General features: G+C 57.1%; 26 protein-coding genes and 1 pseudogene. 17 read left to right on the top strand and 10 right to left on the bottom strand.

Annotated elements, in window-relative coordinates:
- Positions 1–622: 622 nt before the first annotated feature.
- Positions 623–877, bottom strand: coding sequence for a helix-turn-helix domain-containing protein (locus tag NKI59_RS31115; protein WP_352549690.1), 255 nt, complete (start codon positions 875–877; stop codon positions 623–625).
- 961 nt (positions 878–1,838) lie between these two features.
- Positions 1,839–2,075 (bottom strand): hypothetical protein, encoded by a 237-nt coding sequence (locus tag NKI59_RS31110; protein ID WP_352708436.1) that lies wholly within the window; start codon positions 2,073–2,075, stop codon positions 1,839–1,841.
- Between the two features lie 237 nt (positions 2,076–2,312).
- Here NKI59_RS31110 and NKI59_RS31105 point away from each other — a divergent pair, with 237 nt between their 5' ends.
- The 4 genes from NKI59_RS31105 to NKI59_RS31090 all read left to right on the top strand — a co-directional run bounded on the left by NKI59_RS31105 (position 2,313) and on the right by NKI59_RS31090 (position 3,597).
- Positions 2,313–2,483, top strand: coding sequence for a hypothetical protein (locus tag NKI59_RS31105; protein WP_352549700.1), 171 nt, complete (start codon positions 2,313–2,315; stop codon positions 2,481–2,483).
- Positions 2,452–2,745 (top strand): PilZ domain-containing protein, encoded by a 294-nt coding sequence (locus tag NKI59_RS31100; RefSeq protein ID WP_352708435.1) that lies wholly within the window; start codon positions 2,452–2,454, stop codon positions 2,743–2,745. The genes NKI59_RS31105 and NKI59_RS31100 overlap by 32 nt, the downstream gene beginning before the upstream one ends.
- A gap of 14 nt (positions 2,746–2,759) precedes the next feature.
- Positions 2,760–2,996 (top strand): hypothetical protein, encoded by a 237-nt coding sequence (locus NKI59_RS31095; RefSeq protein WP_352708434.1) that lies wholly within the window; start codon positions 2,760–2,762, stop codon positions 2,994–2,996.
- A gap of 376 nt (positions 2,997–3,372) precedes the next feature.
- Positions 3,373–3,597, top strand: a complete 225-nt coding sequence (locus NKI59_RS31090) for a hypothetical protein (RefSeq protein WP_352549684.1) — start codon at positions 3,373–3,375, stop codon at positions 3,595–3,597.
- A gap of 55 nt (positions 3,598–3,652) precedes the next feature.
- Here the strand turns inward: NKI59_RS31090 and NKI59_RS31085 are convergent, their stop codons facing one another.
- A complete protein-coding gene (locus tag NKI59_RS31085; RefSeq protein ID WP_352549683.1) occupies positions 3,653–3,946 on the bottom strand; it encodes a hypothetical protein in 294 nt (97 codons plus the stop codon).
- Positions 3,943–4,116: a hypothetical protein gene (locus NKI59_RS31080; protein ID WP_352708433.1), complete on the bottom strand. Its 174-nt coding sequence runs from the start codon at positions 4,114–4,116 to the stop codon at positions 3,943–3,945. Before NKI59_RS31080 ends, NKI59_RS31085 begins: the two co-directional genes overlap by 4 nt.
- 142 nt (positions 4,117–4,258) lie before the next feature.
- On the opposite strand from NKI59_RS31080, the gene NKI59_RS31075 reads away from it, so the two are divergent.
- The 13 genes and pseudogenes from NKI59_RS31075 (at position 4,259) to NKI59_RS31010 (ending at position 18,953) form a co-directional block, all read left to right on the top strand.
- Positions 4,259–4,612, top strand: coding sequence for a hypothetical protein (locus NKI59_RS31075; RefSeq protein WP_352708432.1), 354 nt, complete (start codon positions 4,259–4,261; stop codon positions 4,610–4,612).
- Positions 4,603–5,472: a hypothetical protein gene (locus tag NKI59_RS31070; RefSeq protein WP_352708431.1), complete on the top strand. Its 870-nt coding sequence runs from the start codon at positions 4,603–4,605 to the stop codon at positions 5,470–5,472. The genes NKI59_RS31075 and NKI59_RS31070 overlap by 10 nt, the downstream gene beginning before the upstream one ends.
- Before the next feature lie 880 nt (positions 5,473–6,352).
- On the top strand, positions 6,353–7,162 hold the full coding sequence (locus tag NKI59_RS31065) for a hypothetical protein (protein WP_352708430.1): 810 nt from the start codon (positions 6,353–6,355) through the stop codon (positions 7,160–7,162).
- Between the two features lie 11 nt (positions 7,163–7,173).
- Entirely contained in the window at positions 7,174–9,081 is a 1,908-nt protein-coding gene (locus NKI59_RS31060) for a GMC oxidoreductase (RefSeq protein WP_352549674.1), read from the top strand.
- A 121-nt stretch (positions 9,082–9,202) separates the two neighbouring features.
- Positions 9,203–10,300, top strand: coding sequence for an endonuclease/exonuclease/phosphatase family protein (locus NKI59_RS31055; RefSeq protein WP_352708429.1), 1,098 nt, complete (start codon positions 9,203–9,205; stop codon positions 10,298–10,300).
- Between the two features lie 262 nt (positions 10,301–10,562).
- Entirely contained in the window at positions 10,563–11,132 is a 570-nt protein-coding gene (locus tag NKI59_RS31050; protein WP_352549670.1) for a hypothetical protein, read from the top strand.
- Positions 11,129–11,986, top strand: a complete 858-nt coding sequence (locus NKI59_RS31045) for an ImmA/IrrE family metallo-endopeptidase (RefSeq protein ID WP_352708427.1) — start codon at positions 11,129–11,131, stop codon at positions 11,984–11,986. The genes NKI59_RS31050 and NKI59_RS31045 overlap by 4 nt, the downstream gene beginning before the upstream one ends.
- Positions 11,987–12,514: 528 nt before the next feature.
- Positions 12,515–13,720 (top strand): annotated as a pseudogene (locus NKI59_RS31040) (site-specific integrase).
- A gap of 271 nt (positions 13,721–13,991) precedes the next feature.
- A complete protein-coding gene (locus tag NKI59_RS31030; RefSeq protein ID WP_352549665.1) occupies positions 13,992–14,771 on the top strand; it encodes a DUF5131 family protein in 780 nt (259 codons plus the stop codon).
- A 27-nt stretch (positions 14,772–14,798) separates the two neighbouring features.
- Positions 14,799–16,067, top strand: a complete 1,269-nt coding sequence (locus NKI59_RS31025; RefSeq protein WP_352708425.1) for a three-Cys-motif partner protein TcmP — start codon at positions 14,799–14,801, stop codon at positions 16,065–16,067.
- On the top strand, positions 16,064–17,023 hold the full coding sequence (locus tag NKI59_RS31020; RefSeq protein WP_352708423.1) for a restriction endonuclease: 960 nt from the start codon (positions 16,064–16,066) through the stop codon (positions 17,021–17,023). Before NKI59_RS31025 ends, NKI59_RS31020 begins: the two co-directional genes overlap by 4 nt.
- Complete coding sequence (locus NKI59_RS31015) at positions 17,020–17,859, top strand: restriction endonuclease (protein ID WP_352708422.1); 840 nt, start codon at positions 17,020–17,022, stop codon at positions 17,857–17,859. The genes NKI59_RS31020 and NKI59_RS31015 overlap by 4 nt, the downstream gene beginning before the upstream one ends.
- Before the next feature lie 77 nt (positions 17,860–17,936).
- A complete protein-coding gene (locus NKI59_RS31010) occupies positions 17,937–18,953 on the top strand; it encodes a hypothetical protein (protein ID WP_352708421.1) in 1,017 nt (338 codons plus the stop codon).
- 207 nt (positions 18,954–19,160) lie between these two features.
- On the opposite strand, the gene NKI59_RS31005 is transcribed toward NKI59_RS31010, so the two are convergent.
- The 6 genes from NKI59_RS31005 to NKI59_RS30980 all read right to left on the bottom strand — a co-directional run bounded on the left by NKI59_RS31005 (position 19,161) and on the right by NKI59_RS30980 (position 25,228).
- Complete coding sequence (locus NKI59_RS31005) at positions 19,161–20,378, bottom strand: DUF4238 domain-containing protein (protein ID WP_352708420.1); 1,218 nt, start codon at positions 20,376–20,378, stop codon at positions 19,161–19,163.
- A gap of 41 nt (positions 20,379–20,419) precedes the next feature.
- Positions 20,420–20,647: a 3'-5' exonuclease gene (locus NKI59_RS31000; protein WP_352708440.1), complete on the bottom strand. Its 228-nt coding sequence runs from the start codon at positions 20,645–20,647 to the stop codon at positions 20,420–20,422.
- 733 nt (positions 20,648–21,380) lie between these two features.
- Entirely contained in the window at positions 21,381–21,611 is a 231-nt protein-coding gene (locus tag NKI59_RS30995; RefSeq protein WP_352708418.1) for a UvrD-helicase domain-containing protein, read from the bottom strand.
- Between the two features lie 407 nt (positions 21,612–22,018).
- Positions 22,019–22,180, bottom strand: a complete 162-nt coding sequence (locus NKI59_RS30990) for a hypothetical protein (RefSeq protein ID WP_352708416.1) — start codon at positions 22,178–22,180, stop codon at positions 22,019–22,021.
- A 92-nt stretch (positions 22,181–22,272) separates the two neighbouring features.
- Positions 22,273–24,096 carry a glutamine--fructose-6-phosphate transaminase (isomerizing) gene (glmS, locus tag NKI59_RS30985; RefSeq protein WP_352708415.1) on the bottom strand — a complete coding sequence of 608 codons (1,824 nt, stop codon included), beginning with the start codon at positions 24,094–24,096 and terminating at the stop codon, positions 22,273–22,275.
- 820 nt (positions 24,097–24,916) lie between these two features.
- Positions 24,917–25,228: a DUF2285 domain-containing protein gene (locus NKI59_RS30980; protein ID WP_352708439.1), complete on the bottom strand. Its 312-nt coding sequence runs from the start codon at positions 25,226–25,228 to the stop codon at positions 24,917–24,919.
- Positions 25,229–25,355 lie beyond the last annotated feature (127 nt).

The raw sequence follows: 25,355 nt of genomic DNA, 5'->3' as shown, positions 1-25,355 counted from the left end.
GCAATCCCGGCGCCTGACGAGGCGCGTGGAAAAGCACCGCAACGGCGACCACAACGTCGCTTCAGGCCGTCAAAAGCTTATCGCCGTGCATCAAGGCGGCTAGAAGCGCGCCGGCAGCCTGGCGGGGGGCTTGGGGTTAGACTGCCGGCGCACGCCACTCATGAAGAGCGGCCCCTTTTTGCGGTTCCGACACCCATAGTCAACCCGGCAGCGTCTGGATGCCCGCTGTGCTCTTTTCAGAGCGGCTCGCGATGCCGGCCATGTCGGCCGATCCTGCCTAGGATGGGGGGCCACTCTCGTCGGCCGAGTTGATGCTCCAGCCAGTATCGCCTTGCCGACCAGCATGGGTTCGCCGTTAGCAATCCATCCTCGCGAGCCAATGCTATCGTGCACGTGTCGCAGCACTCCGGGCGGCTATATCGCCTAAGACAGCATGACGAAGCGTTCCAACTTCCTGCTCGGCGAGCCCGTGTGCAGTTCCTGACTCGGACAGTGGACGAGAATTCTCTTGGCGGTACTGCGCCAGAAGGCATTCGCGTCCAACGGAATCAAGCGACGACTATCAGCCGCAAACGTCACATCACAAGAGCGGTCTTCCACCCATTGCAGATTATCCGACTGATCAGGCGGCGTCCGATATGTCCGACTCTGCCTCAAGAATTCCCACAGGTATGGACAGCGATCTCGCTATCCGATTCCGATAGCCCTTGTTGTACTTTAGACCCCGCTCGATGTTTTGGATTTCCTGAGCGGCAAGCCCGCACGCCACCGCGAGGTCCTCGATCGAATACCCAAGGTGTTCACGATAAGCGCGGATGATGTGGGTCCCCTGCGACATAGCCGTCAAGACTGGCTCGGGAATGCGCGAATCCTTCATAGACATCTCCAAGAAAATAGGAGCGCCTGACAAATCGGGAGATTTCCTCCCCGACCCTGGCGCACACCCAGCAAATCAAAAAAATGGACGTCCATTCGGCCGGACCGGCCTCATCCATGGAATGGGCCACTTGAAATTGGCAGCCGGGTCGGAATATGGCGGCTCACCTGCTTCTTATCAAGTTCTAAGAACCTGCCCACCCTGAGATGGCCTGATCGGCTGTAGCGCATTCGACCTGCGATCCTACACGACTCATTCTCGCCGATGGCTTTCTTGAACAGCAACTCGAACTCCCCCTGACGCCTCCAGTGGCTATTCGCGGCACCGTCCATCCAGCCTCGCGGACGCTGATGCCTCGACCAATTTCCACCGCCGATGCAGCGAAAGACGCGCTTGTGCTTGAATCACACATCGATCACCGCTGTAACCAAATTTTTTAAGCCGCCGATGCTTGTTCGGAGGCCGAAAGGATGAGGCGCCGAGCAAACAGCCGAAAGGGCCACGGGCTTTTGTGCTGACGTCGGCTTGAGCAAGCTCGATCCGGCTGCCCTGTGCAATCGCCCGACCGGCCGAAAAAAGGATGGCGATTGTCATGATGCGGCGACCGCAAGTGCGGCGCACTGCCAAACGGCGCCATGCCATCCTCGCCAAGTGCTCGACATCGTGAAGCTGCGGGACTAGTTCGGTCCGGACGCGCCAGCGATGGCGGACGATCTCATCGAAGCTGAAATGCGCCAAGTGCGGCGGCAAGCGCGTTGGACTGATCTATACGCCCGACACCAGCCCGAGCGCCTACGGCAAAGCACAGGGCGGGCGATGAACCTAAGGTCCGGTCTTCCCGAGTTGCCGCCATAAAGGCATGTCGGCCAACGCTTTTCGAACGTCTTCAATTACGCCCATCTGCATTCCCCCCATGTCGCGTTCATGTTGTGTGCAGTTCCTGAGGGCGTCAAGAAGCGACCTACGAAGCGGTGCCGGCCTGCTTCGTGAAGTCATGGCGGCGCGCGCGAACATGTGCCAGCAAATTCACTTCATTGACGACCCCGGATTTAAAGAGAGACAGCGTGGTCGAGGCGAGAATCTGGCTGTCTATCGAGGTGCTGTACGATTTGGCGTCGGCGGCTATCTGGTCGACAACCCGCTGGCAGATCGCTCGATCTTTAGCTCTAAGGAACTGAGTTTTCGGTGCTGGTGGCAATCTCGACGCCTTTAAAAAGGGGAGCTACTGTGTCTCCCACGCAACGGAATGCGTAGGTCTCCGAGAATGGACCCTAAACGCATTCCGGCACAAAATTACCATTCGTTTGAGTGGTGCCGATGCTTCATTCGCGAGTGAGCCGTTCGACGGTTTTAATGGTAGCCTTGTCACGGGCCCTGATGGCCGAACGCGGCACAGGGCTATGTCGGCAGCGCCTTCGTCACCTTGAACCGGGAATTGCGCGAGCGTCTCTGGAAGCGCGTCCAAGAGCACGCAGGCCTGGCGTCCAAGGGCATGAAGCGGCCGGCGAAGCGATGGGTCAAGCCGGGCCTGATCGGCCTTGTGAAGCACTTGCGCGGCGAGGAGGATCTGCGGGATGCCTCTTTGCAGGATTTTCGGGAGGAATGAGATGAGCACTCCGAAAGGTCCGCAAAATGAGCGTCGCTCTCATGCGCGAGCGGCTGTTCTAAAGGATGGAACCATTATCACAGAGAATGCGACCATCAGATGCTCCGTCAGAAACCAGCATGCTCACGGATGCGAGTTACGTGTGGACCCCAGCATCGTTATCCCTGAACGTTTTATCCTTCACATACCGGCGGATGACACTCAATATCGTGCGGCGTTGCGATGGAGGAAGAATGACCGGCTTGGGGTGCAAATCTATTGAACAGGGTGTTTTGAATGGCCGTGCCAAAAAAGGACCAGGAACGCATCACTTACGCGCGGATGTATGGCTCTCAAGCCTGCAAGGACGGCAAGGAACGCCAGGTCCCTGATTTCTGGCGCGAATACGCCGATGCCTGGCTGCAGGGCTTTAACAATGTGCAGATGGTCGGGGCCGGGAAGCGAAGGGCGTCAGCCGGTGAGCCCGAAGCCGAGATGGACGAACAGGCCGTCATTAAATCGCCGATAACTTAGCTCGTGCTCAGCATCCTATGTCAACCGGGGGAGATAAGATGCGATTTAACTTGGCCCCGCCAATTCTCCTAGGAATGCTGCTTCAAGCTCATGCTGATGGAACCGACCATTGCGTAAAAAGCCAAAGTTTGCTCTATAATACTGGACTTTTCCCTGTTTCCCATCTGTTTTCAGACGCTCTTTTTATGGGGTCGCAAACTTGCGTATCGGTCCCGAATTACCCGCCTAAGCAGGGTGATGCCTTCCGACCTGTTCGGTAGCGAGAATTTCACATAGGCCCCAGATCGAACACTCAAAAGGTTGAAAAGGGTCGGCAGCGGTCGCTGTTCTTCGGCTGTTTTCAGCGGCGAGACCTTAACCGGAAGGGAGAAGGCATATGGGTCTGGTTTTTACTGGCGAAGAGGGAACCACTGAGCGTTTCGAGTTGGTGCTTGAAGCCTTTGATGGCACAGAGCGCGTCCTCGTCGTGACATCGACCGAAGCGATCGAAGACTTCGGCTTGGATGCCGTCCGTGAAATGGCATCTGAAAAGTACGATGCGGGGCAGTTGGACGAAGCCGGCCGCGTTAGAGTTCTGACTAGCGACCTGCAAGGTAAATAGCCCGCCACCACGAGGCAGCGGGCTTGTTTACCGGTTCCGTCGTGGCACCGGTTTTTCAGTGCCGCCCAGAGGACGGTCCTTCGAGAAATTCGACAAACGTGTCAGCAATTTTATCGCCCGGCCCCTTTCCTTCGATGGCGTAATAAGCCTTCCTCACCTTCTGTGTCATATCAACTGCGACGTTGACCATGAAGGAAATCAACTCCCGATCCCGGTCAGTAAGCACCACGTCGTTCGACGTAAGGCCGGTCTTATCCAGCGTGTTCACGAGAACATCCAACATATTATCCGCATCACTGATAAGCGGCTCCAGGTCGTGGAAGGTCATCTTGTCGCTGCCGTCGCTCATAATGATGATCGCCCGTGTGGAGCCAACTGGAGAACCGATGCCGCCAACTGCGAAACCCAATGCTCGGCTTGAAGGGAAAAGCGGAATTTGCGCGCAGACGCCCTTTCAAAGGTGCTGATCGCCTGTGCCTTGATCAGCAATCCTTCCACGCTTGTTCCCGGCTGCGCCATGATGGCCCTCACCAGCTCTGAAGAGACTTTTCCGCCGCAGCGACTCTATCATTTGCCACCTCCATGCCGGAGACATCCCGAAGGCGCGCCGTTTCAGTGTGATAGGCCTTGCCGAGTTCCAGTTCGTGCTTGCGGCGAGAGAATGCAATTGGTTGCTGAGCACGGCATTCTGAATCAACGGATCCGCTGCTATCCGTACCTGCAACCTCAGACGCCGGTAGCGTGCGAGGTGATCGACAAGTTCTCGCAGATGATCAAATGCGTCGAGGCCTCTGCCAGCGGTCCGATTGGCGACCAAAGCTGGGTTTACGGAGTCGCTCAGCTCAGCGACTACTGTGTCGCCGACAACGCTCAATCTTACAGCGCGCAAGAGTCGGTCCATCTCACCGTGCGCGCAAAGAGAGGATTGTTTGACGCGCCTGTGTTCCCGCAGCTACTCGAAGCCCGCGTTGCAAATCCGCTCAGCAGCAAGCAGTTGGGTCTCAAGTGCCAGTGACGACCGGATGGGTTCGGATTTCGGCCACGATCGCGCTCGTCGGCAACCTGTGCTGGTCGACTGCTGCTCGAGCTGATCTTGCGCAGTTGGGGGATGCCCTTCCTGATGTGGTGACCTTCGGTGCGTGGGGCCAATCCCGCGATCAAACCAATGCGGAAATCGAAAGACTGAAGTTGCGCTTCGCAGAGGAGTTGCAGCGCAAGAGTGAAGCGCTCATAGCCACGACGCGCATCCAAGAGCGCGCGGCTTATGCGATTGACAGTCAACAAGTCGGCCAAGAGTTGCTCAAAATAATAGCGGCCATTGACGTCCTGCTGGCACAGGAAAAGGAAATCGTCGTCGAACGCTTTGTAGTTAACAAGAACGTCGCTCGCTTCTCTGATTGGTTCGACACATTCGTTGAGGTTGAAACAGATCATCTGGACAGCTTGGTGCAGCTGTTGAGTGCAACCACGGCCGGGGACTCTCAGTCACGGGAGGCTGCGCTCGAGGCGTTGAAACTTGCCAAAGTTCAGCAGGAGAAGGACATCAAGGAAGCCCGCGGGCACCTCAAATCGGCCCTTTCAAGCGCGAAATCAAATTCAGTGGCTCGCGCTATGGTCACCCTGAGCAATATACGCAATCAGCTGGTTCTGCTGCTTGAGGGCAGGCGCGGGAAGCTGCGGGAGCTAGTCGACTCGATGGCGGCTGAAGATCGAGCCAGGAGAGTGCTTTGCGCACCTCCGTATGTCCTGACGGTGGCATGCAAGGAGATCCACACTGAGTGTCGCTATTATTCTGCAGACCCGGCGTCGCCACTGCCTTGCGGTGATCTCGTCTACCTTAATATGTTTCCAATCGAGGCTATTCAACAAATCTAGAACAACCTTGAAACCTATGCGCAAAAATGCGGATTTATTTGTCAAATTGGGGTGATTACGTCGACAAAACCTATCTCAGAGAGTGCTTTTCGGTCACCTGAAGAGATATTCGGAGACGAACTGCTGCCATCACATCTGCTTCCCAAGGAGTTCCTCATCCAGCAAGGCTGGGCGATGTTGCTCACTATCAGAAGCGTGTTTTTGAGGCGCTCGACTACCTCAGCATCTTTGAATTTGCCGAAGACCGAGACGAAGCAACTAGAACGCAGATAAAGACGGTGGAAGGGTGGCGTCCGATTGTCGAGTTCTGGATTTCCGGATTGGATACCGCTGCGGGTGGAGTGGGCGGCTGCAGCGAGCTCCCTCCCATAGTTCGTAAGAAACTGCGACTGCTAATGGCCGCAATTGCTGCGATAGAGCGATTTGGCGACGCGCTAACCAACGGGGATGCTTCGGTCTCTGGTAACCCGAAGACACTTGAGGCGTTGCAGAAGCTCACTCAGGACTTCTGAGATCCTCAACTCGGAGGCTTCGACATCTACCAGACTGAAAAGGAAGCATTGCTCCATTTCCATGCATTTCCGCGACGCTATGCCGGACGTTCGCCTCCGGACATGAGGCGTCAATTAGCTCAACAGAGCGACCAGTCCACATTGATTCCGTGCCGCGCGTGACAGGGATCCCGCTCAGTGTCACCGGCCGACGAATCATCGTGTAAGAAGGATAACTAGATGACAGTCCACCACCGCACCGTTTACTTTGCGGTCCTCATCGCAATTGCATGTTGCACGCTTGCTGATAATAATTCACAATAAAAAATTGAGCCGCTGCGCCTTGGTTTGCCCAGCAGTTCTGCAACGCGGAAGCCGTGGGGAGACAGATGCCATCGCCCAAGTTGAATCTTGAGCCTGCCGTTGTCGATTTTCTCGAGCGAATGGCCGCCGTTCTATTTCCACTCCAATCCTGGATTGATCAGAAGGCATACACTCCGCCCGGCAAGTATCCCTGGCGAGATGGAAAACCGATCGCTCCAAGGGAGCTCGGAATTATTGCCTTCATAGAGGGCCTTTTTGCAAGCGCGCCCGCTGAAATCCACCTTCTGGAGCGCTTCAACAAAGCAGCCGCGGATCCTTTGACGTTCTGCCCCATCGGCGATATGCAGCGGTGGCGAGCAGTTCGCGGGCTCTCGTCTAAGCCTCGGTTCGGTATCGTTGAAAGTGGCAATTTGCCGCTCGTTGATGGAAAGCCGGTTGTTCGGGAGACCCTTTACCACGACTATTTTCCTGTCCTCCTGCAGGCCCTGGCGGACGCTCAAGCCGCACCAAGCTTTAGTTGGGAGGGGTTTGTAGACGACCTCTCCAAAGACCAGTCAGCCTTTTGGCCAGTTGGCGCTCCCAAGTCCTCGGCCTTCGTATGGCAGTTCGCCAAGGACTGCCTGCGCGCGATGCTCAGCATGCGCAATCCGGTAGATCCCCCCGAACAGATCGCTCTTCTGATTGAACTCGGGGAGCACCGCCGAGTTGGCAACGCCTATGGACCTCAGGATGCCCGAAAGGATGTCGAGGATTTCATGAAGCGCTACCAAGAAGTCGCCAATATGCCCGTTCCTGAAGGGGAAGGGATTGTCGCGGCTGTCCACCCGCCAGTCGGTTCGCCGCCGATCACGAAACGCGATCTCGCGTACGGCTGACGGGGGGTGCCATGGCAAAAGTAGACTTCGTCGTGATTGGTAGCAGCGGCGGTGGCGGCACAATTGCTTGGCAGCTGGGCAAAGCAGGGTTCCGAGTCGTCGTGCTCGAACTCGGGGCAGATTGGAGCAAACCTCTTCACGATCAGGGTCTTCAATACAATCCGATCATGCACGACGAGCACCGATTTCGGCTCGCGCGACCGGAGCTGAAGCGCCGGCCACGTGGCGACTACAATACCCACCGGCGCTCGGAAGCCGATGCGAAGTCCGCGCCAATTGGGACTGGTTGGACAGCCTCGATGTTGGGCGGTGGGTCAGTTATCTGGGGTGCATGGTCGTTCCGGGCGCTGCCCATTGATTTTCGGCTAGGGACCCACTTCGGCGCTACCGGCCAATTGGATCAACTCAACGCGCAGGAAGGATACTCGGTTGTTGACTGGCCGATCGGCTATGCGGAGATGGAGCCCTACTACAATATTGCCGAGGCTCTCCTTTCCGTCTGCGGCAGCCGAAACGAGATCACGCGCAGCGTTTTGAAGAGTACCTGGTATGAGGCCCTCAAGCACTATGCCCATTTCCAGCCTGAGAGTGAATGGGAACCAAACTTCGCCTTCCCCAGCCCGCCCTACCCGATCACGCCGGTGGGTGCCGCAGTGGAGCGCGGCATGGATAAGCAGGGTTGGACTGCTGCGCCGCTTCCAAGCGGAATGGTCGCTCCAGGTAGTGGGCCCTACAGCACTCGGGCCGCGATTGCCGAAACGCTTCGGTTGTGGGACGAGAAAAAGCGACCGGAATTCTGGAATCGGCCAGTCGAGGAACTTTGGTCAAGCCGAGCTCGCGATCCGTGCAACATGTGCGGTTTCTGTGGCGAGTACCTTTGCTGGGGTCTAAACGGGCCTAAGTCCGGCGCACTTGCGAGCACGCTCCAGGAGCTTCGGGACCTCCCGAATGTCGAGGTCATTACAAACGCACGAGCATTCGAGATTGTGTACGACGAGGGAGTCGGTCGGGCGACGGGCGTTCGTTACCTTAATGTTCGTGACCCAGACGACCCGCGCGTTGAAGTGTTGCAGGCTGGTTCGGTCGTCGTCTCATGCGGGGCGGTCCAATCGGCACGACTGATGCTGATGTCTGGTCCGCAGGGCGGGCTCGGCAACCGGCACGATCAGGTCGGGCGCAACGTGATGTTCCATCTGTTCGGTTTAGGCAGCACCTACGTTCTGCCGGGGCCATACTTTCAAGGTATGCTACACGGCGAACTGGGTCACACCGGCAACACGACAAGTTTCGATCTGTACTTCGTGAAAGAACAGACCGGGGCGGGTGAACGTTGGTGGAAGGCGGGCAACGTTGTAAGCACAGCCAAAAAGAATCCTATGGAGAATGCCGTTTCCAAGGTCGAGAAGGGAAAATTGATCGGGCGGCCACTGCTGGAGAGCATGGAGGACTACAACCGTACAATGGAGGTCCGGATCACCGGCGACGACCTGCCGATGCCTGCCAATCGGGTAGATCTGGATCCGGAATATGTCGATGAATACGGTTTTCCGGTCGCGAGGATCACCCGCGATTTCGGACCGGCAGAACGGCGTATGTTCGGTCTGACGCGGCCGCTCCTAGAGAAAGTCTGGGAGACCTATACGTCGTTGCCAGTGAAAACCGTTCCGAAGTCCAGCGATGCAGATGTCGGCCTTATTGGCGATCATCAGATGGGCACGTGCCGCATGGGTGACGACCCAAGAAAGTCCGTGGTTGACCGACATTGCCGGGTCCACGATGTCCCGAACCTGTACGTCGTAGACTCGAGCTTCATGCCGACCGGTCTCGGTCTCAATCCGATGGTGACTGTTGTTGCCAACGCCCTGCGGGTGGGTAGTTGGATCATCGATGAGGCTGGCAATGATGCGCAAGTCGAATGAGCATGCGAGTCGGATTTTGGATTGCCGAAGCAACATAAAATATCTTGCACCGAGTGGATTTCTTACCTCTGTCCTGTGCCCGGAGGTAGTCTAGTGGAAGGCGCAATCATCGGAGGGTGGCATGCTTGCGCGCTTTGGACTTGGTCTGTATCTCTTGACAAACACAAACATTGTCTCGATCTCCAACGCGGCCGGCGCGACACTGGCCAACTGGAACGTGCAGACGCTCACGTACAATGGCGATCCGATCACCGTCTTTCCCGGAGACTTCCATCGCGAGGACGTCGATTTCAAAGATCTGCGACGCTGGCGGGACTTGGTCGCTGCCGACGTGTACTTCCTACAGGAAGTGACAAGCCCTGCGGCCATCGACGAGGTATTTCCGGTCGTGGAAGGCTGGAGGCACTGCATTAGCGGCCAGTACGCCAAAGCTGAAGGGCTGCCCATCAAACCTGTTTGCTCAGGCCCTGGTGACACGCCGCACAAGCCGACTGGGCCAACGCGCGCTCAGTATACCGCGGTTGCCTTGCGGGCGGGCTCGCCGTTCTCGATTCTTGACACAGCCGATGATCCCGATCTCAACGTTAAGTCACTTGACGGGGGTGTCGAACGCGACATCCGTTGGGGATTGGAAGTTACGCTTGGATTCGGGGAGGCCAAGCTGCGCGTACTTGTGGTCCACCTCAAATCGGGATGTTTTGACGACCAAATTAAGCAGAGTCTTTGGCTGAGCCCACCGGTTGATCCCCCTTCGAGTTGGGCCTGCGACACGCTCGGCCGCCAACTCTATCCTTTGCGCGCGTGGATCACGCTGCGTGAAGCGGCAGGCGAGGCATGGATGGTAGTCGGTGACTTTAATCGTCGCTTGGACGCTGGGTCGGGCACGTTCCAAGACGAGGTCTGGAAGGCGCTCTCCGGCTACATTCCCGATAAGACGGGCCACGACACCGATACACGGCCGGATATTCCAATGTTCCGTTCCCCATACAAAGAGGCTTCCGTGTGCTGGGGGGAGTTCCGAAACCCTAACCCGGCCACGCTGGCTGATGCCGATGATTTCAATTTGCTGCCGATCGAGTTTTTCCTTTTCGGCACCAAAGCCAGCGCTATGGTGGTGCCGAACAGCGGTCGACAGGTGGCGTGGCCGCACGCGATTGCGGCCGACGCAAAGCGGCTTTCCGACCATTGCCCCGCGTCGCTGCTGGTGCTGAGCAACTGAAATAGAGCCTAGGGATTTTCTTGCTGTCAGAGGCAGATGCTTCGCAGGACGGCGTTTGCTACTCCATGCGGTTTGGCACAGTGTGAGTTGGATTTCCGGGATGAAAAGAACGTTGTTGCCAGGGAAAGAAGATCCCCGATGACACTCGCATGTCCACTGCCCGATCCAGATTGACCTTGTCCTGTCATAGACACCATCTGACCAGGCGTAGCAATCTATATGAATAGCGCGACCAAAGAGGACATATACTCGGAGAACCACAATGGTATTCGCTCGCTACCTTGGTACTATGCTTGCAGTCGGGCTGGTGATCTGGATCACCCTTTCGTTGTGGTCTCACGAGAATTGGCGCACCGCGCCTGAGGTAATGGACCTCGGCGAGGCGTTCGAAGGCACGGCCCAATTGCCAAAGGAAGAAATTGAACAGCGCTGGAACCAGGCTCGCGAACGCATGGTCGCGATAAACGAGCGGGGCCGCTGGTTCAGTGTCTCCGGCGACCTTTGTTCATGGTTTGCATTTGCTTGCACCGCCGCCATCACCCTTATCGCCGGCTACTATGGGCGAGTTCCGGCGGCTGGTAGCGCCGGGACCACAGATACGGGCGGGCTTTCACAGGGAACGACGCGCACAATTGCATTTGTCGCAGCGCTTGGTGCAGTGCTTACGGCGGGCGGCAGCCTCGCCGCGAATCGGGGGAACGACGACTACGACCGGGCCGACAAGGCACGCGACCTAATCAACCAAGCCGTTAAGGCCGTCCAGGACGCTGCCACCGAGCGGGAGGCTCGCGATGCCCTTGACGAGATGGTTCTGAAGATCACGCGGCTGTGAATTCGCGCATTCTGCTGTTTGCCCTATTGAGCCTAGCCGGCTGCACGGCCGACAAGGCTTCAGAGAATTCTGCCGAGCGTCTCGGTCTGCAAGAGACTACCTACGGACGCCAGTTGATTGAAGACTCCGCAGCTAAGGCGAACAACATTCTGGGCTTCCGCGATACTCATCGCTTTGTTGGATCATGGCAATTGACGTCGCCCTCAGAGAGTAAGACCGAGTTTGTGCAGGTCTATCTTATCAGCCCCGAGAGCGTTTCGGCGGTCTACAGCATAATGGTTCCAAACAACTGCGGCTGTGTTTTCATTCAGCCAAAGGCGCTGGAAGCGTGGATAGCAAGATACTCGATATCCGTGCCTCATATGTTGTCTGTCACACCAAGCGACATAGTAGCGTTCATGCTTTTGCACGAGCTCGGACATGTTGAGCACAGTGATCCTGGCGAGTTTGAAGCGGCGAAGGATCCGAACTCCCTAAATCTCGATGAAACCGAGCAAAAAACTCGGGAGGAGCAAGCCGATAATTTCGCCCTCGACCTGCTCACTGCGGCCTCAACAGATATGGACTCGCTCGACGGCTGGCTAGAGGCCCAATCAATGCAGCTAGCATTAGCCAACCTATCATGGAACCTGTCGGCAATCCGCCTTCTCGATAATTTTGGCGCGTCGGTGCTTTGTTCGCGTGCGGTATTCCAGGATGCAGGCTACAGCCATCCAAACTTCGAGTTGCGGATGCTTTACGCAAATGACCGGCTGACCAAATCTCCTGAGAGCCACCAGCTTTTTGCCAGCTTCGAGGCGTGCCGCGCGAAGCCGCAGCCACTAAACCTCCTCGAGGTCCCAAGCGAACCGTGACGGGGTGGCAACGACATTGCGTGTCCAAATCGCCCGTTGCCTCGCATTCGCATGCATAGGGCGGTGTCGGGCCACGCGAGACAAATCTGCTAATCGGCCCGAAATTTGACCCCTCCATCATCGGGCCGACAAGGCAATCTGTACGGAAGTGAGATGCGCACCGGCAAGCCAAGCGATAGCGGTCTTGCTCCAACTCCCAATCCCCTGCCCCAGTCTGCGCCACACAGCAACTCCGTTGAGTGTCTTGGTGTTCACCAGCGCGACGGTCATATTGCGGCACCCTGCTTTACCGTGCGTTGTCGTGATCCAGAATGACTGATCGTGATGCACAACCATCCCACTCGCTCCGTTTAGATCACGCTCGATCACGATCTAGCATATTGAAGAATAACGATCTTCTGACTTGTCGTAGAGCCGGCTATCGTGGCATATTGGGGTCGGTTTTAGGGGGATCGAAGCTGGTTTTGGACCCACAGACCCCTACTACCCGTCAGCCGATCCCACTTGAAAGTCTACGGGAGACCCCAAGTGCCAAGCCTTACAGATGGAGAAATTCGCCGCGCTCTGAAACAGGTTGAGGAGACCGGAAAGCAGCAGAGCCTTGTCGATGGTGAGGGTCATGGAACAGGCCGACTGGTCCTAGTAATGAAGCCAATGCCAACTCGCGTAACTGCAGACTGGATGGCCCAACAATGGCGAGACCAAAACCGATTCAAGAAAAAGCTCGGCTCTTACCCCTCGATGAGCCTGAGCCAGGCGCGCGAGTTATTTAAGCGCGACTTCGCCGATATGATCCAAAAGGGCGCAGCATCAAGATCGCCGGTGACACGCGTCCCGGGACAGTTGCTGATACGTCGCGTCGCTCAAAGCGGCCGGCAAACCATCCTGGAAGGAGGAGCCCGACGAAATCACCAATATCATCCCCCAATCTACGAGTGTGGCAAACGATCCATGGCGGGATCACGTCCGCAGCTACATCCGGTCCGCCTACAGCTGGGGCTTGAAATCAGAGCATGACCGCCGCTCGACCTCAGCCCGTCGATTTCGCCTTGTCTACAATCCAGCTGCGGGCATTCCGACCGAACCAAAAAAAGTGGGAACACGCTGACTATACGAGGATGAATTTCTCCGGCTCTATCGCTGGCTGGAGTGCCCGGACGCTCCAGTTCACCCACCCTACACGCGCGCCGTCAGAATTCTCATGTTGACGGGTCAACGCGCCGAAGAGATCATTCAGCCGAACGCATTATCGACTGGTCAAAGACCAAGAACGAAAAACCGCATGCGATCCCCGTCACGAAGATCGCAGCCGACCTCATCGAATCGATCAAACCAAATGAATTTGGTTGGCTCTTTCCATCAGCGACCGATCCATCCAAGCCCGTCAGCCATGGCACCCTCTATTCGTTTATGTGGCGGCAGCGCGATCGCGACGTCATCCCTGTCGTGACGAACCGTGACCTTCGGCGAACCTGGAAGACTCTCGCCGGCAAGGCTGGTCTGTCGAAGGAGATACGAGACCGATTGGAAAACCATACACTTCAGGATGTCAGTTCCAAGAGCTATAACCGCTGGAATTATATGCCTGAAAAGCGGGCTGCCATGGCAACGTGGGACAAATTCGTCCGCGAGCTTTTGGCAAAAAGAAGCGCAAGGCCGTACTTATGGAAGCCGCGTGAGCCGTCGACCTCTCGTCATTGCCGGCTGCTTGCGACGAGGTCGCGACCGCACTAAACATCAAACAGCCCTCTGTCTCGAAGATTGAAAAGCAGGCGGATATGTATCTCTCAACACTGCGAAGTTATATCGAGGCCTTTGGCGGGAAGCTCGAATTGACCGTGAAACTTCCGACGCACCCCACAATTCGGCTGCATAGCCTTGGCGATGTTGGCGTCGACAGAAGCGTTCCAGTTCGCACCGTCGCCCGCGGTCGAAAGCCGGCTGACGCTCGATGACAGGAACTGCCTAATGCGCTGGCTGACTCGAAAACGGCACGGGAGACAAGATGGCTGAAACTCAAATCGAGTGGACGGATTCTACTTGGAATCCAGTTGCGGGCTGCTCAATCGTGACCGCCGGCTGCACGAACTGCTATGCCATGGAGATGGCGAAGCGCCTCGAGTCTATGGGCGTTCAGAAATATGCTGGTGTGACTCGCAGAACCGGAAAGCGCACAGTTTGGAACGGCATCGTACGTGAGGACCGTGAGGCGCTTTCCATTCCGCACCGATGGCGCAAACCCCGCAAGATCTTTGTAAACTCTATGAGCGACCTGTTTCACGAACAAGTCAGCGATGAATTCATTCGCGACGTCTGGCAGGTGATGCGTGGCACACCGGATCACAACTACCAGATTCTGACAAAGCGCCCCGAACGCATGGCCAAATTCGCCACCGTCATTGGTGATGTCCTACCCAATGTCTGGCTCGGCACAAGCATCGAGAACGCAGACGTCGTCGGACGCCTAGATCATTTGCGCCAAGCGCCTGCAGCCATTCGGTTCATTTCGTTCGAGCCCCTTATTGGAGCCGTCGGCACCGTCAATCTTCGGAGCATCCATTGGGCCATCGTCGGCGGCGAAAGCGGGAAGGCAGCTCGACCAATCCGTGAAGAATGGATCGACGAAATCCACCGGCAGTGCCTATCAGCAGGGACAGCGTTCTTCTTCAAACAGTGGGGCACTTGGGGCAAAGACAACAAGAAGCGCTCAAAAAAGGCCAACGGACGCGAATATCGGGGGCGGACCTGGGACGAGATGCCCACCGTTCCCCTCACCGTCCCTTGATAAGGCAAATATGGTTTGGGGGGCGACGTGGTCGAAAAGCAATACGAATGGGCTGATGGCGCAAAGCTCGAGGAGCATTCCAAGCGCAAACATAAAATCCTGCGCGAGTACGTCTTCGACTATCTGACTGTCCGCTGCAAGCTGCCGCAACAGGAGCGCTTCCGACTGGCAATCGTCGACGGCTTTGCCGGGGGTGGGCGGTATCAGTGCGGCACGCCTGGGTCGCCACTGATATTCATCGAAGAATTGATGCGTGCGGTCGACGCGGTGAACACACATCGCGCAGCTCAAGGGCTGGGCGCGATTGAGGTCGAGTGCCTTCTGATATTCAATGACGCTAGTCGCGACGCCATCGAATTGCTGAAGACGCACGTTGCGCCGATGCAAGCCGCCATCGCGCAGACATGCCCGAAGTTGCATCTGCGCATGGAGTATTTGAACGATTTCTTCGAGATCGCGTATCCAACGATCAAGATGCTTTTGGAGCAAGGACGCTACAGAAGCGTCATCTTCAATCTGGACCAATGTGGGGATAGCCACGTCGAACGGGATACGATCCTTGACATAATGCGCTCCTATCCCGCAGCGGAGATCTTCTACACCTTTATGATCAGCTCACTATTAGCGTTCCTACAAAAGAACCAACCGGAGCAGCTAAAAGCGCGGCTCGCTTATCTTGGGCTGACAAGCGCGAACATCGATGCGCTTAACGGAGTCATGAGCAAGAATTATTGGCTGGGGACGGCGGAGAAGATCGTCTTTGATGCCTTTCGTCTATGCGCGCCCTATGTCAGTCCCTTCTCCATTAACAATCCGGGCGGATGGCGGTATTGGTTGATCCACTTTGCCAACGCCTATCGGGCGCGGCAGGTCTACAACAATATCCTTCATGACAATTCCAGCCTTCAGGCTCATTTTGGTCGCTCCGGCCTCAATATGCTGTCCTACGATCCAAGACACGACGAGGGCATGCTCTATCTCTTTGACGATAGCGGCCGCGCTTCCGCCAAGAACCAGCTCCTGGGGGATATACCGCGCCTCGTGACGGAATCCGGCGATGCCATGTCCGTCATGGAGTTCTACGAGAGCATCTACAACATCACACCCGCTCATGCGGACGATGTACATACAGCGATCATCGAGAACCCCGATTTGGAGGTCATCACCCCAGCAGGCGGGGAGCGACGAAAGGCCAACACAATCAGCATCAATGACGTCATCAAGGTGAAGACCCAGCGAAGCTTCTTCCCTATGTTCCTGAAAGCGGGAACGAAAGAAAAGAGTGGTGGGCAGTGACCGCCCGGCGCCATCAAGATCCTGAATGGCGGGCGTTTGAACGTCTAATTGCGCGGATCGAGGCCGACGCCGGCCCCGCTGGACTCGTCGTAACATCTCCTGATCGCATCAAGTGTCTGGTCACCGGCCGGCTGCGGGAGGTCGATGCGAGCATTCGCACCCGAGCCGGCACTTCAGAGCTCCTCATCACGGTGGAGTGTCGTCGTAGAAACAAGACGCAGGATGTTACCTGGATCGAGCAGCTTGCGGCTAAACGGCAGGCAATCGGAGCAGACCGCACAATCGCAGTCAGTGCGTCAGGTTTTTCAGCTGACGCAGAGGCCGTTGCGCGTCGACATGGCATTTCGCTTCGTCGGGCGTCGGAGGTCTCCGTTGCCGACATCAATCAGCTGCTGAAGCTCGATTTCGTTCTTTTCTGGCACAAATCGTGCGCCCTCGCCGGTGTCGGAATTCGAGCTTTTCGTTCCGCCGAGCCGGACACGCCGCCGCCTAATGAATTCGACTTTGCTCTGTCGGACGGTACCGATCTATTTGCGCCGCTATTTCGAAACATAGACAACGGGTCCACTTGGTCAGTGAATGATATTTGGCGTGAGGTGCAGGCGGCATTGAACCCCTTTGCCGATATCGAGAAGGGCGCACCGCCAATCATTCGAACGGCTCGAATTCCGTATTCCGGCAATGTCACAATCGAGAGGCCCGATGGCTCTCAGATACTCGGTCACGTTTTCCTGGGTGTTGCCTTATGGATTGAGCCGGAGATGGTTCCGATCGAGGAGGCGCAACGGATCGAATATGGATCATCCGAGGAACCCGCTATTCAACGCGTCGAATTCGCTTCCAAACAATCCAAACCCTTGGATTGGCGCATTTCCTTACAGATGCCCAAGGGCTCTACCGACATCGCCGACATCCAAACAGGCGGCAATTGGCCAGGCAGCGAGGATAAATCGTGAGCATTCAAGCTACGGGTCGGCGCTTCAAGTCCCAACCGCTGATCAATTCGGACCGATATCGCAATCCGGACAATGACCCGCGCGGACCATATCTGCTCGCCGATCTCACAATGCGCGGGCTGCGGCCACTTCTCCAGTACGAGTGGAGAGGACGCATCCCCTCAGAAGGCCGACACTGGCGGTTCACATTCGAACGAGCAGAGGCCGAAGATGCGGGCGGCCGGATTGTGTGGCCGGACGATGGCCAAAGCCCCCGTCTCAAACGCTATTTTGCCGATGTGGCAGACGAACGCGAACCACCGCCGGGTCAAGAAGCTGTTCCCGGCGCATTGGTGGAATGTGCCCTGCGTTCAATGTTGCAGGCGCTGGCTCACGAAATCGTCCGCAGCCCCGATTACCTTGTGCATGTCGAGTGGCGCGACCTCGAACGGTTGCTGGGCGAGATTCTCTCGGTGCTAGGATTTGAGGTTGTTGTAACCCGCCCTGGGCGCGACGGCGGCTTCGATCTCGAGCTGCGCTGCATCGAGTCCGACCAACCAGCGATCTATCTCGTGGAGATAAAGCACTGGACAGCGCCCTCCAGACCAAGTCCTGACATCCTGGAACGGTTTTTCGAAGTGGTAGTAGCAAAACGCGCTAGCCGAGGGCTTCTATTGTCCAGCTCCGGATATAGCGCACCCGCCCTTTCCGGGCGCTCAGAAATCGCACGACAACTTATTCGTCTGGGGAATGCCGACAAGATTGTTGGGCTTTGCCAATCCTATGTCAGGCGTATGCATGGGACTTGGACGCCTACGCACATGCTCCCGAAGATTCTGTTCGCAGACACGTATTAGCCGCGCCCGACAAGGTAACCAAGTTAAGAACCCTAAGCGCCGCTCGGACTGAAGCGCAACAATAAGAAGTCAAGACAATGCTCGGACCGCAGCACCTCACCCACCTGATCAGATACCTTGACGGCGTGGACTACGCTCTATCTCAGCGGATGGTCCGGAAGCATCCGCCAGATGAACCGGCTCTCACCAATGAGCTTTGTGCATTACTCGATGCCGACACCCAACGTGCCGAGGAAAGCCTCCCCTACAGCGTGGACCAACTCAACACCGACCTTGCCGCAATCGGCGACGGCATCGATTTTGAGGTTACCCTCGACACGTATCCACACAACACGGCGATGGAGCGCCACGTCTCACAGTCTGATTTAGGTCTTGTGCTGACCTACGAAAATCGGATCCTTCCGAATGAAAGCTGGTCAACGGCTTATCTCGTTCAAGCGAAGCGGCTCTTTCGAAACCTTCACTCCGGTGAATACGACCAGCGAGCAAGCTTTCAGGCAGCGAACGCTGACCAACAAGCACGGCTGGACCGGCTTTCCGCACTCCTGGGCAAAGGCGCGCTCCGCTACGGTCTCTACTGCCCGCAAACAGTGTCACTTCCAGACCAAACTCGCATGCAAGTGCGCGCACTTCATACGCGAAATCTGGCCGATCAGATCTTCGATTTTGGAGCTGGCCTTGCGCTGAGGGACTCCTTGCTATCGAACGGCGGCATCGACGCGGGCATCTGGCTTCGGTCGATTGAGGGCAAGCCCGCGGGTCTACTTGGGCTGCATGGCGATGCGTTTCGGTCAGCGCTCCCGCTCACGTGGTTCCTTATCGAACATTTCACTCCGCGACCACCGCACGGAGCGTTCGAGGGTTTGACGCGCTGGGGACCCATTGTGTCGGAGCCAAGAGACCACGACCGGGTGAAGCGCATCGTCACCGGAGACCAACAAGCCATCCGTGAGCTGATCGACGAACTTTCAACGGCCGGTGAGGAGCACGAAGCGCCCGGTACTATTACGGTGCTTCCGCGTCATACGATCACAGTCAAGACGACAGTCGGGAAATCGCTACCACCTGATGTCGCACAGGCACAGATCGACTGAGCCGAGACGGGCCCGCGACCTGCCCTCGAGCCCAGACGGCACTGTCGCTCTGAACCGCCATGTTCGTGGCGATTTGCGCCACATCGAAACTCTTAGCGTGCTTTGGCCCGAACCGGATCGCGGCATTGCCGCCGATGCATCATGGCCCATCTTGTCGGCTTGGCGACGCCAAGCCTAACCGTATTCGCTCGCAAAAGCCACTAATCATCATTGTCGCCTCAGATCGGACTGCCGTTTCGCTCTTCTGAGCCATGGTCCAATAGATGATACAAGTGGATGCCCTTCCACAAAATCCCAGAAACGCGTTGGGTTCGTTTCGCCCACCAGCACCCGGCGAGCGAAATCACCGACAATGTCTTCCCAAGCTGGGTCACGCTGGGGAGAGCCAAGCGATCCATCGTCGTGGAAAATCGGCTTGTTTCGCATGCTAACGGCACGCAGCCGCACGTCTCTAGAGAGGGCTTTCGCCGATGTAACAACAAGCTCTGACTTCACACCATCTGTCGGAGGAGAGAACTCATCTTTGTCGCTAGCACGATAGGAGTCGCCATCCGCAATCCGTTCCATTCTCCGAAAATCAGAAAGACCGCCCTCTGGTCGCGAAACATTCATCATCGCCTCCAAGAACTCCACGCCGAGGGTGGGCGGAAAATACACGTTCTTATGGGCATTCAACCACTGAAGCTCATTCAAAGCAGTGACCTCGTCAGCTCGAGAAATGGAGATGACATTGATCCGAAAGTTGGTTGTATAGACATTACTGTCATGCATCATCAGCGCGAAGCGAGGTGAAATCGGCAGAAGCATCTGCAGCCCAGAACGTGCGAGTCCGATGGCGCGTTGCGGGTGATGTATTCTGGCGAACCAGTTCGTCGTCACAACCGGATTGTCGCCAATGACGAACGGGACATCGGTGTCATTGGCGAGCAGAAATCGCTTAAGGTCGAGCATCAGCGGGCTTAGCGCTAATGCGTGCCCTACGTTGCGATTGGACGCATCGTTGATTTTAATTCTGGATTTTCGAAGATCATGCTCGTCGACACGATTGTACATAAACAGCTTGATCAGCTTTTCCATCATGCCGTTCAATTCTTCTTCGGCGCGCAAGGTTCTGGCTTTCTGAAGTGCGACCATCTGGACGAGATGCCAGCCATCTCGCTCGTCGATTGCTCGCGTGCCGATCATTTTGCGGACCAAGCTCGAAAAGTACCCCTCGACTTGCCCCAACGCCTTCTCGATCGCAGTGTTCTTCCCGTAGAAATAATCCTGGTAGCATTGCTCCTTTAGAGATGCCCCGCGCACGACTTTGGCGGCTGCGATGTTCACCAGATTGATCTGCCGAGGCTTGGGACGTCGGTTCGGATCAGAAGCAAAGTGGCGCAAAGTCGACTTTGGCACGTAGTGTTGGCGTTTGTTGTCAGCCACTCATTTTCTCCGACGCGGGGTTGGGAACAAGCGACCGTCTCTTAATCAAGCTGGCTTCTCCGATAGAGCTCCAGAACCCACGGGGAATGGTGGTGTTCCTGGTAGATCAAACTGAGGTATCTTTTGGGCCGCGTCACCCCGACGTAGAACAGGCGCCGTGCTTCCCTAATCCCTGCCGGAGTGCGGCTATCGCGCTCGCTCGGGATGTCGGTGGCGTTGACGCCATACATGATGACCGCGTCGAACTCTCTACCCTTTGCGCTATGCAGCTGAGGTTAACGCGACCTGCCCCTTCGACGCGCTCCGCGAAATGAGCAAGCGAAAGATCAAAGTCTCGCGCCGGATCCGTGTTGGTGATCATCTCGGTGCAAATTTGCCATTCTTGTTCCGAATTCCGGGCAATGTCGCGCCATGGCATGAAGAGTTCTCGGTAAAAGCGTTGTAGCCAGGGATGCGTCGTCTCCGCCCTCCCAAACGTGGCATTCAGGAACCCCGTAAGCTGCCTGGACAGATCCTGTTCCTCGCGATCGCTGGCACGGCGCCCGAATACGATCGTCTTCGCCTGCGACAGAAGCCGCACATAGAGTGGATCGGCATCCCGCCATCCGCCAGTCGTCCAACGAGCGCAATCCTCGATGAAGCGCGCGAGACGGGAGTTCCTCCTGACGAGAGCGTTGGTATCCGTTCGCGCGAGGGGTATGTTCGCATTCTTAATCGCAGTCGCGACTTTGTCGCCGAGCCACGCCGCGCGATAGAGAACCGCGATTTGCCCGAGCTCGAATCATTGTTCGATGAGCTTTGGGATTATAGTGTCGGCGATGGCTTGCGCTTGCGAGTCACGGCCGTACGGGACGTGCCAAAAGCTCAAGTCTCCCTCAGGGGCGCCCTCGACACCGCGATAATCGCGCTCTTCACCGAGCGCGCCCAACGACGCGCGAATGATCGTTCCGCCCGAGCGATAGTTGAAGCGTAGCCTGATAGTCCGCACATCAGGTCGGCGCGTCAGGCTTTCGAGCAGTTCTGGATTGGCCCCGGCAAAGGCATAGATTGATTGATCGGCATCGCGACGGCGAAAAGCCGGATTCCGCCTTCAAAGCACAAGAGCAGGACGAGCTCATGTAGCGCAAGGCCGAGATCCTGATACTCGTCGACCAACAAGACCGGGAACCGCGCGCGAAGAGCTTCACGGATCCACGGGTTTTCCTTGATCATGCGATAGGCGAGAAGCGGCATGTCATCGAAATCAAGCCCTGTCGGCGCAGTTCAGCCTCATAGGCCTCGATGAAAGCAGCCAGTTCGGGATTGCGCCCACGCCACTCAGGCCGTGAGCGATCGACGTCGCACTTGCGCTTCTCGGACGCGAACTCCCAACGCCGGTGCGGATCGTCGGCGCCATTGATGGCGTTCCTGTACGCCACTTCCACCGCAGCTCGTGCTTCCAATCGTGTCGCGACCCTGAAGTTTGCAGGAAGGCCCACCGGCACACAGCGGACATAGGGACGGATCACCTGGCTCAGCGCAAACCCATGTACGGTGCCGATGAAGGCGCGATCTCCGGGAGTCACGCCGAGGCGGCCGAGACGGGTTTCGAGCTCGATCGCACACTCGTTGTTATAGGTGATGCAGGCGACGCCTCGCCGTCAGGCCATATCCGTCGCGAAATCCGAGAGCTTCAAATGGACTTCAATGGGCGCACTGCAATCAGCCGGCCCGCCATCCCAGAAGTCGGTCAGCTTCAGCTGCCGGGCCGAGTCAGGTAAGTGAACAGCTTTCATTGCGCCATCTATTTCCGCCAGCAGCAAACAATGGTCATCTGGATTTCATCCGAGCTTCGGATCCAGACAGGGGATAGCGCTTTCGATCGACGAGCATCGCCACCTGTAAAGGTTCGCAATCATTCGACCGTGACCGATTTTGCGAGATTGCGCGGCTGGTCTACATCTGTGCCCATGAAGAGCGCCGTGTGGTAGGCAAGAAGCTGTATCGGCAGCGAGAAGACCATCGGCGCGATAATCTCGTCGACAGCCGGCAGCACGAGCGTGTGCATGGTATCGAGTTTCGATGCGGCTGCCCCTTTTTCATCGGTGATGAGGATAATCCGCCCTCCACGGGCAGCCACTTCCTGCATGTTGGAGACGGTCTTGTCGAAAAAGCGATCATGGGGCGCGATGACGATCACTGGCATGTTGTCGTCTATCAATGCGATCGGACCGTGCTTCAATTCACCCGCCGCATAGCCCTCGGCATGGATGTAGGAAATCTCCTTGAGCTTCAGCGCACCTTCCATCGCTAGCGGGAAACTGGTGCCACGGCCGAGATACAGGACGTCACGACACTTTGACAGTTCGCGCGACAGGAACTCGATCTCCGACTGGATGCTGTTGAGTACCTGGCCCATGACGCGCGGCACTTCGGCGAGGCTCCTGACGAGCGCCTGGAGCTCGTCTTCGGTTACGGTCCCGCGGGCTCTGGCGGCGCCGATGGCAAGTGCGGCTAGAACGGCAAGCTGGCAGGTAAAAGCCTTGGTGGAGGCGACGCCGATCTCCGGTCCGGCAAGGATCGGGAAGACCGCATCGGCCTCCCGAGCGATGGTCGATTCGCAGGCATTGACGATAGCGCCAATTTTCAGCCCACGCTCCTTGCAGTACCTCAACGATGCGAGCGTATCAGCGGTTTCGCCGGACTGCGAAATGAAAAGAGCCGCCGACTGCGGCGACAACGGGATCTCGCGGTAACGGAATTCGGACGCAACGTCGATTTCAACCGTCAGGCGCGCATAGCGCTCGAACCAGTATTTTCCGATCAGTCCGGCGAGATAGGCGGTCCCGCAGGCCGAGATCGCCAAGCTCGGGATCCTGGCGAAATCGATGCCAGAAACCGTGTCGGCGCGATTTTCTATGATGTTGCTATAGTGACGGAGAGCATGGGCGATGACTTCGGGCTGCTCGTAGATTTCCTTCTCCATGAAGTGGCGATGGCTGCCCTTGTTGGCCAGATCGGTCGCGGCCGTGGAGGTATGGCGCGGACGCTCGACGGGATGGCCGTCGAAATCGAAGATATGGGCGCCCGAATTGCCGACAACGGCCCAGTCGCCCTCGATGAGATAGGTAATTTCATTGGTGAAGGGAGCGAGCGCGATCGCGTCGGAGCCCAGGAACATCTCGCCGTCGCCGTGACCGATCGCCAGCGGTGGTCCGTTGCGCGCCGCCATGATGGTCGACGGATCATCTTCGAAGAGGACGGCAAGCGCATAGGCGCCCCTGACGCGTTTCAGCATGGCACGCATCGCCTCTTGCCGCCTCATGCCCTCCCGGCGGTGTCTTGCCAAGAGATGCGCGACGACCTCGGTGTCGGTGTCAGTCTGGAACTCGGCGCCAGCCGCCGCCAATTCGTCCTTCAGCTCGGTGAAATTCTCGATGATCCCGTTATGGACGACGGCGACACCGTCGGTAAAGTGCGGGTGCGCATTGCGTTCCGTCGAGGCCCCATGGGTTGCCCAACGCGTGTGGCCGATGCCGATGTTGCCGCTCAGCGGCTCTTCCTTCAGTCTCCTCTCGAGATTGACGAGCTTGCCCTCGGCGCGCCGGCGGTGCAAGGCACCTTCGGTGATCGTCGCAACGCCGGCGGAATCATAGCCGCGATATTCCAAACGCTTCAATGCGTCGACCAACCGATCCGACACCGGCTGTTGCCCAACGATGCCAACAATCCCGCACATGTTCGTCTTCCCATTCTTGCCGGCAGCTTCAGCCTACGCGAGACGGATACCCATCCGGCCGCTTTCATTGGGAGATCTTCTAGTAGTATTGGGTAATATTGGTATAATTGATTGTAGGGATAGCTATCATCCACCCCATGGATAAGCCGCGTTTGGGGCCCTGATCTAACTTCCTCGTTGCGCCTGACGTCCTCATGACCGAACGCAAGCCCACACCCCGCGGCACGAAGGAACAATCGGCCATGCGCGATCATCCCGGCCACGCACCTGACCACGAACCGCCGCCGCTCGTGGTCACGCGGTGATCGGCATGATCACACAGCACTGTAGTTAGGCAGCATCAGCGACGCATGGTCGGCATCATCATCATCGGCAACGTCGGCGCCGTCGGCATGATCCACGTGTTCGTCACGTTGATCATAATCATCGTCGCCGCCGATCTAGTTTCTGATTGCCTGCCGCTTTGACGCGGCTTTCGCCGGTAGAGCTTAGCCCGCGATGGCCTATCAATACGCTGTTAGTCGGCATAGCCGAAACCGCGAGTCAGGGGGCGCAGGCCACAGAGCACGTTCAGCGACCGTTTCAGTCAGCGCCGGCTTTGTCGGGGTTCGTAACGGTCATCAGGATTCTCGGGGCATGAATGCACTATCACGAAAACGTTGGTTCTCAGTGCTTCGTCCGTATTACTCAAACCCGATTCCCGCAGCGGAAGAACTAGGCCCTCGCGTGTCACGTCTTGTACAAGGCACAATAGCAGTGAGAAATGGAGATTGATGCCTGCGCGTTTTCGAATAAGACAATCACCAAGCTGTCACCCGAATTACATCAGGAACTGTCTATAGCCGCCGCCCATCAGGTAGCGGCCACGTTGGATGGCGCGACGCACCTGATCGCGAAGATGGCTACCTGGATGAGACCAATCTTCTTCGACACGGCGTCTCCCGAACAGGGCAATGGCGATCTCCTGATGAGATGCTCCCGCAATCGAGCCATCCAAAGCCTGGAGCACGATACGCAGACGCGCTCCGCGGGGTTCCGGCGGAAAGCAAGCAGCTGCCAGGCGGCCGCAACCATTGATGTCGTTCAGGAACTGAAGGGCAGCGACATGGAACTTCAGGTGCTGCGGCTGCACGATCGCGTCGACATATAGCCGCAACGGGCGGAGAACGGATGCACCGGAAAGGGCGATCTGCAGACTCCGGCAGTCCTCCCTCAGCAGCACGTGCTGCACGCCGGCAGGTGTCAGCAGGATGTCCTTG

This window comes from Mesorhizobium sp. M0598, assembly GCF_040320865.1.
Taxonomy (GTDB): domain Bacteria; phylum Pseudomonadota; class Alphaproteobacteria; order Rhizobiales; family Rhizobiaceae; genus Mesorhizobium.
The sequence above is the reverse complement of the archived record's forward strand: the minus strand, read 5'-3'. Positions and strand labels throughout refer to the sequence as shown.

What these genes read in the sequence shown, in the direction of transcription:
- glmS (WP_352708415.1), bottom strand. Translation starts at nt 24,096, where the DNA reads ATGTGCGGGATTGTTGGCATCGTTGGGCAACAGCCGGTGTCGGATCGG.
- NKI59_RS31065 (WP_352708430.1), top strand. Translation starts at nt 6,353, where the DNA reads ATGCCATCGCCCAAGTTGAATCTTGAGCCTGCCGTTGTCGATTTTCTC.
- NKI59_RS31100 (WP_352708435.1), top strand. Translation starts at nt 2,452, where the DNA reads ATGCCTCTTTGCAGGATTTTCGGGAGGAATGAGATGAGCACTCCGAAA.
- NKI59_RS31030 (WP_352549665.1), top strand. Translation starts at nt 13,992, where the DNA reads ATGGCTGAAACTCAAATCGAGTGGACGGATTCTACTTGGAATCCAGTT.
- NKI59_RS31085 (WP_352549683.1), bottom strand. Translation starts at nt 3,946, where the DNA reads ATGAGCGACGGCAGCGACAAGATGACCTTCCACGACCTGGAGCCGCTT.
- NKI59_RS31080 (WP_352708433.1), bottom strand. Translation starts at nt 4,116, where the DNA reads ATGGCGCAGCCGGGAACAAGCGTGGAAGGATTGCTGATCAAGGCACAG.
- NKI59_RS30995 (WP_352708418.1), bottom strand. Translation starts at nt 21,611, where the DNA reads ATGCCGCTTCTCGCCTATCGCATGATCAAGGAAAACCCGTGGATCCGT.
- NKI59_RS31010 (WP_352708421.1), top strand. Translation starts at nt 17,937, where the DNA reads ATGCTCGGACCGCAGCACCTCACCCACCTGATCAGATACCTTGACGGC.
- NKI59_RS31115 (WP_352549690.1), bottom strand. Translation starts at nt 877, where the DNA reads ATGAAGGATTCGCGCATTCCCGAGCCAGTCTTGACGGCTATGTCGCAG.
- NKI59_RS31050 (WP_352549670.1), top strand. Translation starts at nt 10,563, where the DNA reads ATGGTATTCGCTCGCTACCTTGGTACTATGCTTGCAGTCGGGCTGGTG.
- NKI59_RS31075 (WP_352708432.1), top strand. Translation starts at nt 4,259, where the DNA reads ATGCAATTGGTTGCTGAGCACGGCATTCTGAATCAACGGATCCGCTGC.
- NKI59_RS31095 (WP_352708434.1), top strand. Translation starts at nt 2,760, where the DNA reads ATGGCCGTGCCAAAAAAGGACCAGGAACGCATCACTTACGCGCGGATG.
- NKI59_RS31055 (WP_352708429.1), top strand. Translation starts at nt 9,203, where the DNA reads ATGCTTGCGCGCTTTGGACTTGGTCTGTATCTCTTGACAAACACAAAC.
- NKI59_RS31060 (WP_352549674.1), top strand. Translation starts at nt 7,174, where the DNA reads ATGGCAAAAGTAGACTTCGTCGTGATTGGTAGCAGCGGCGGTGGCGGC.
- NKI59_RS31090 (WP_352549684.1), top strand. Translation starts at nt 3,373, where the DNA reads ATGGGTCTGGTTTTTACTGGCGAAGAGGGAACCACTGAGCGTTTCGAG.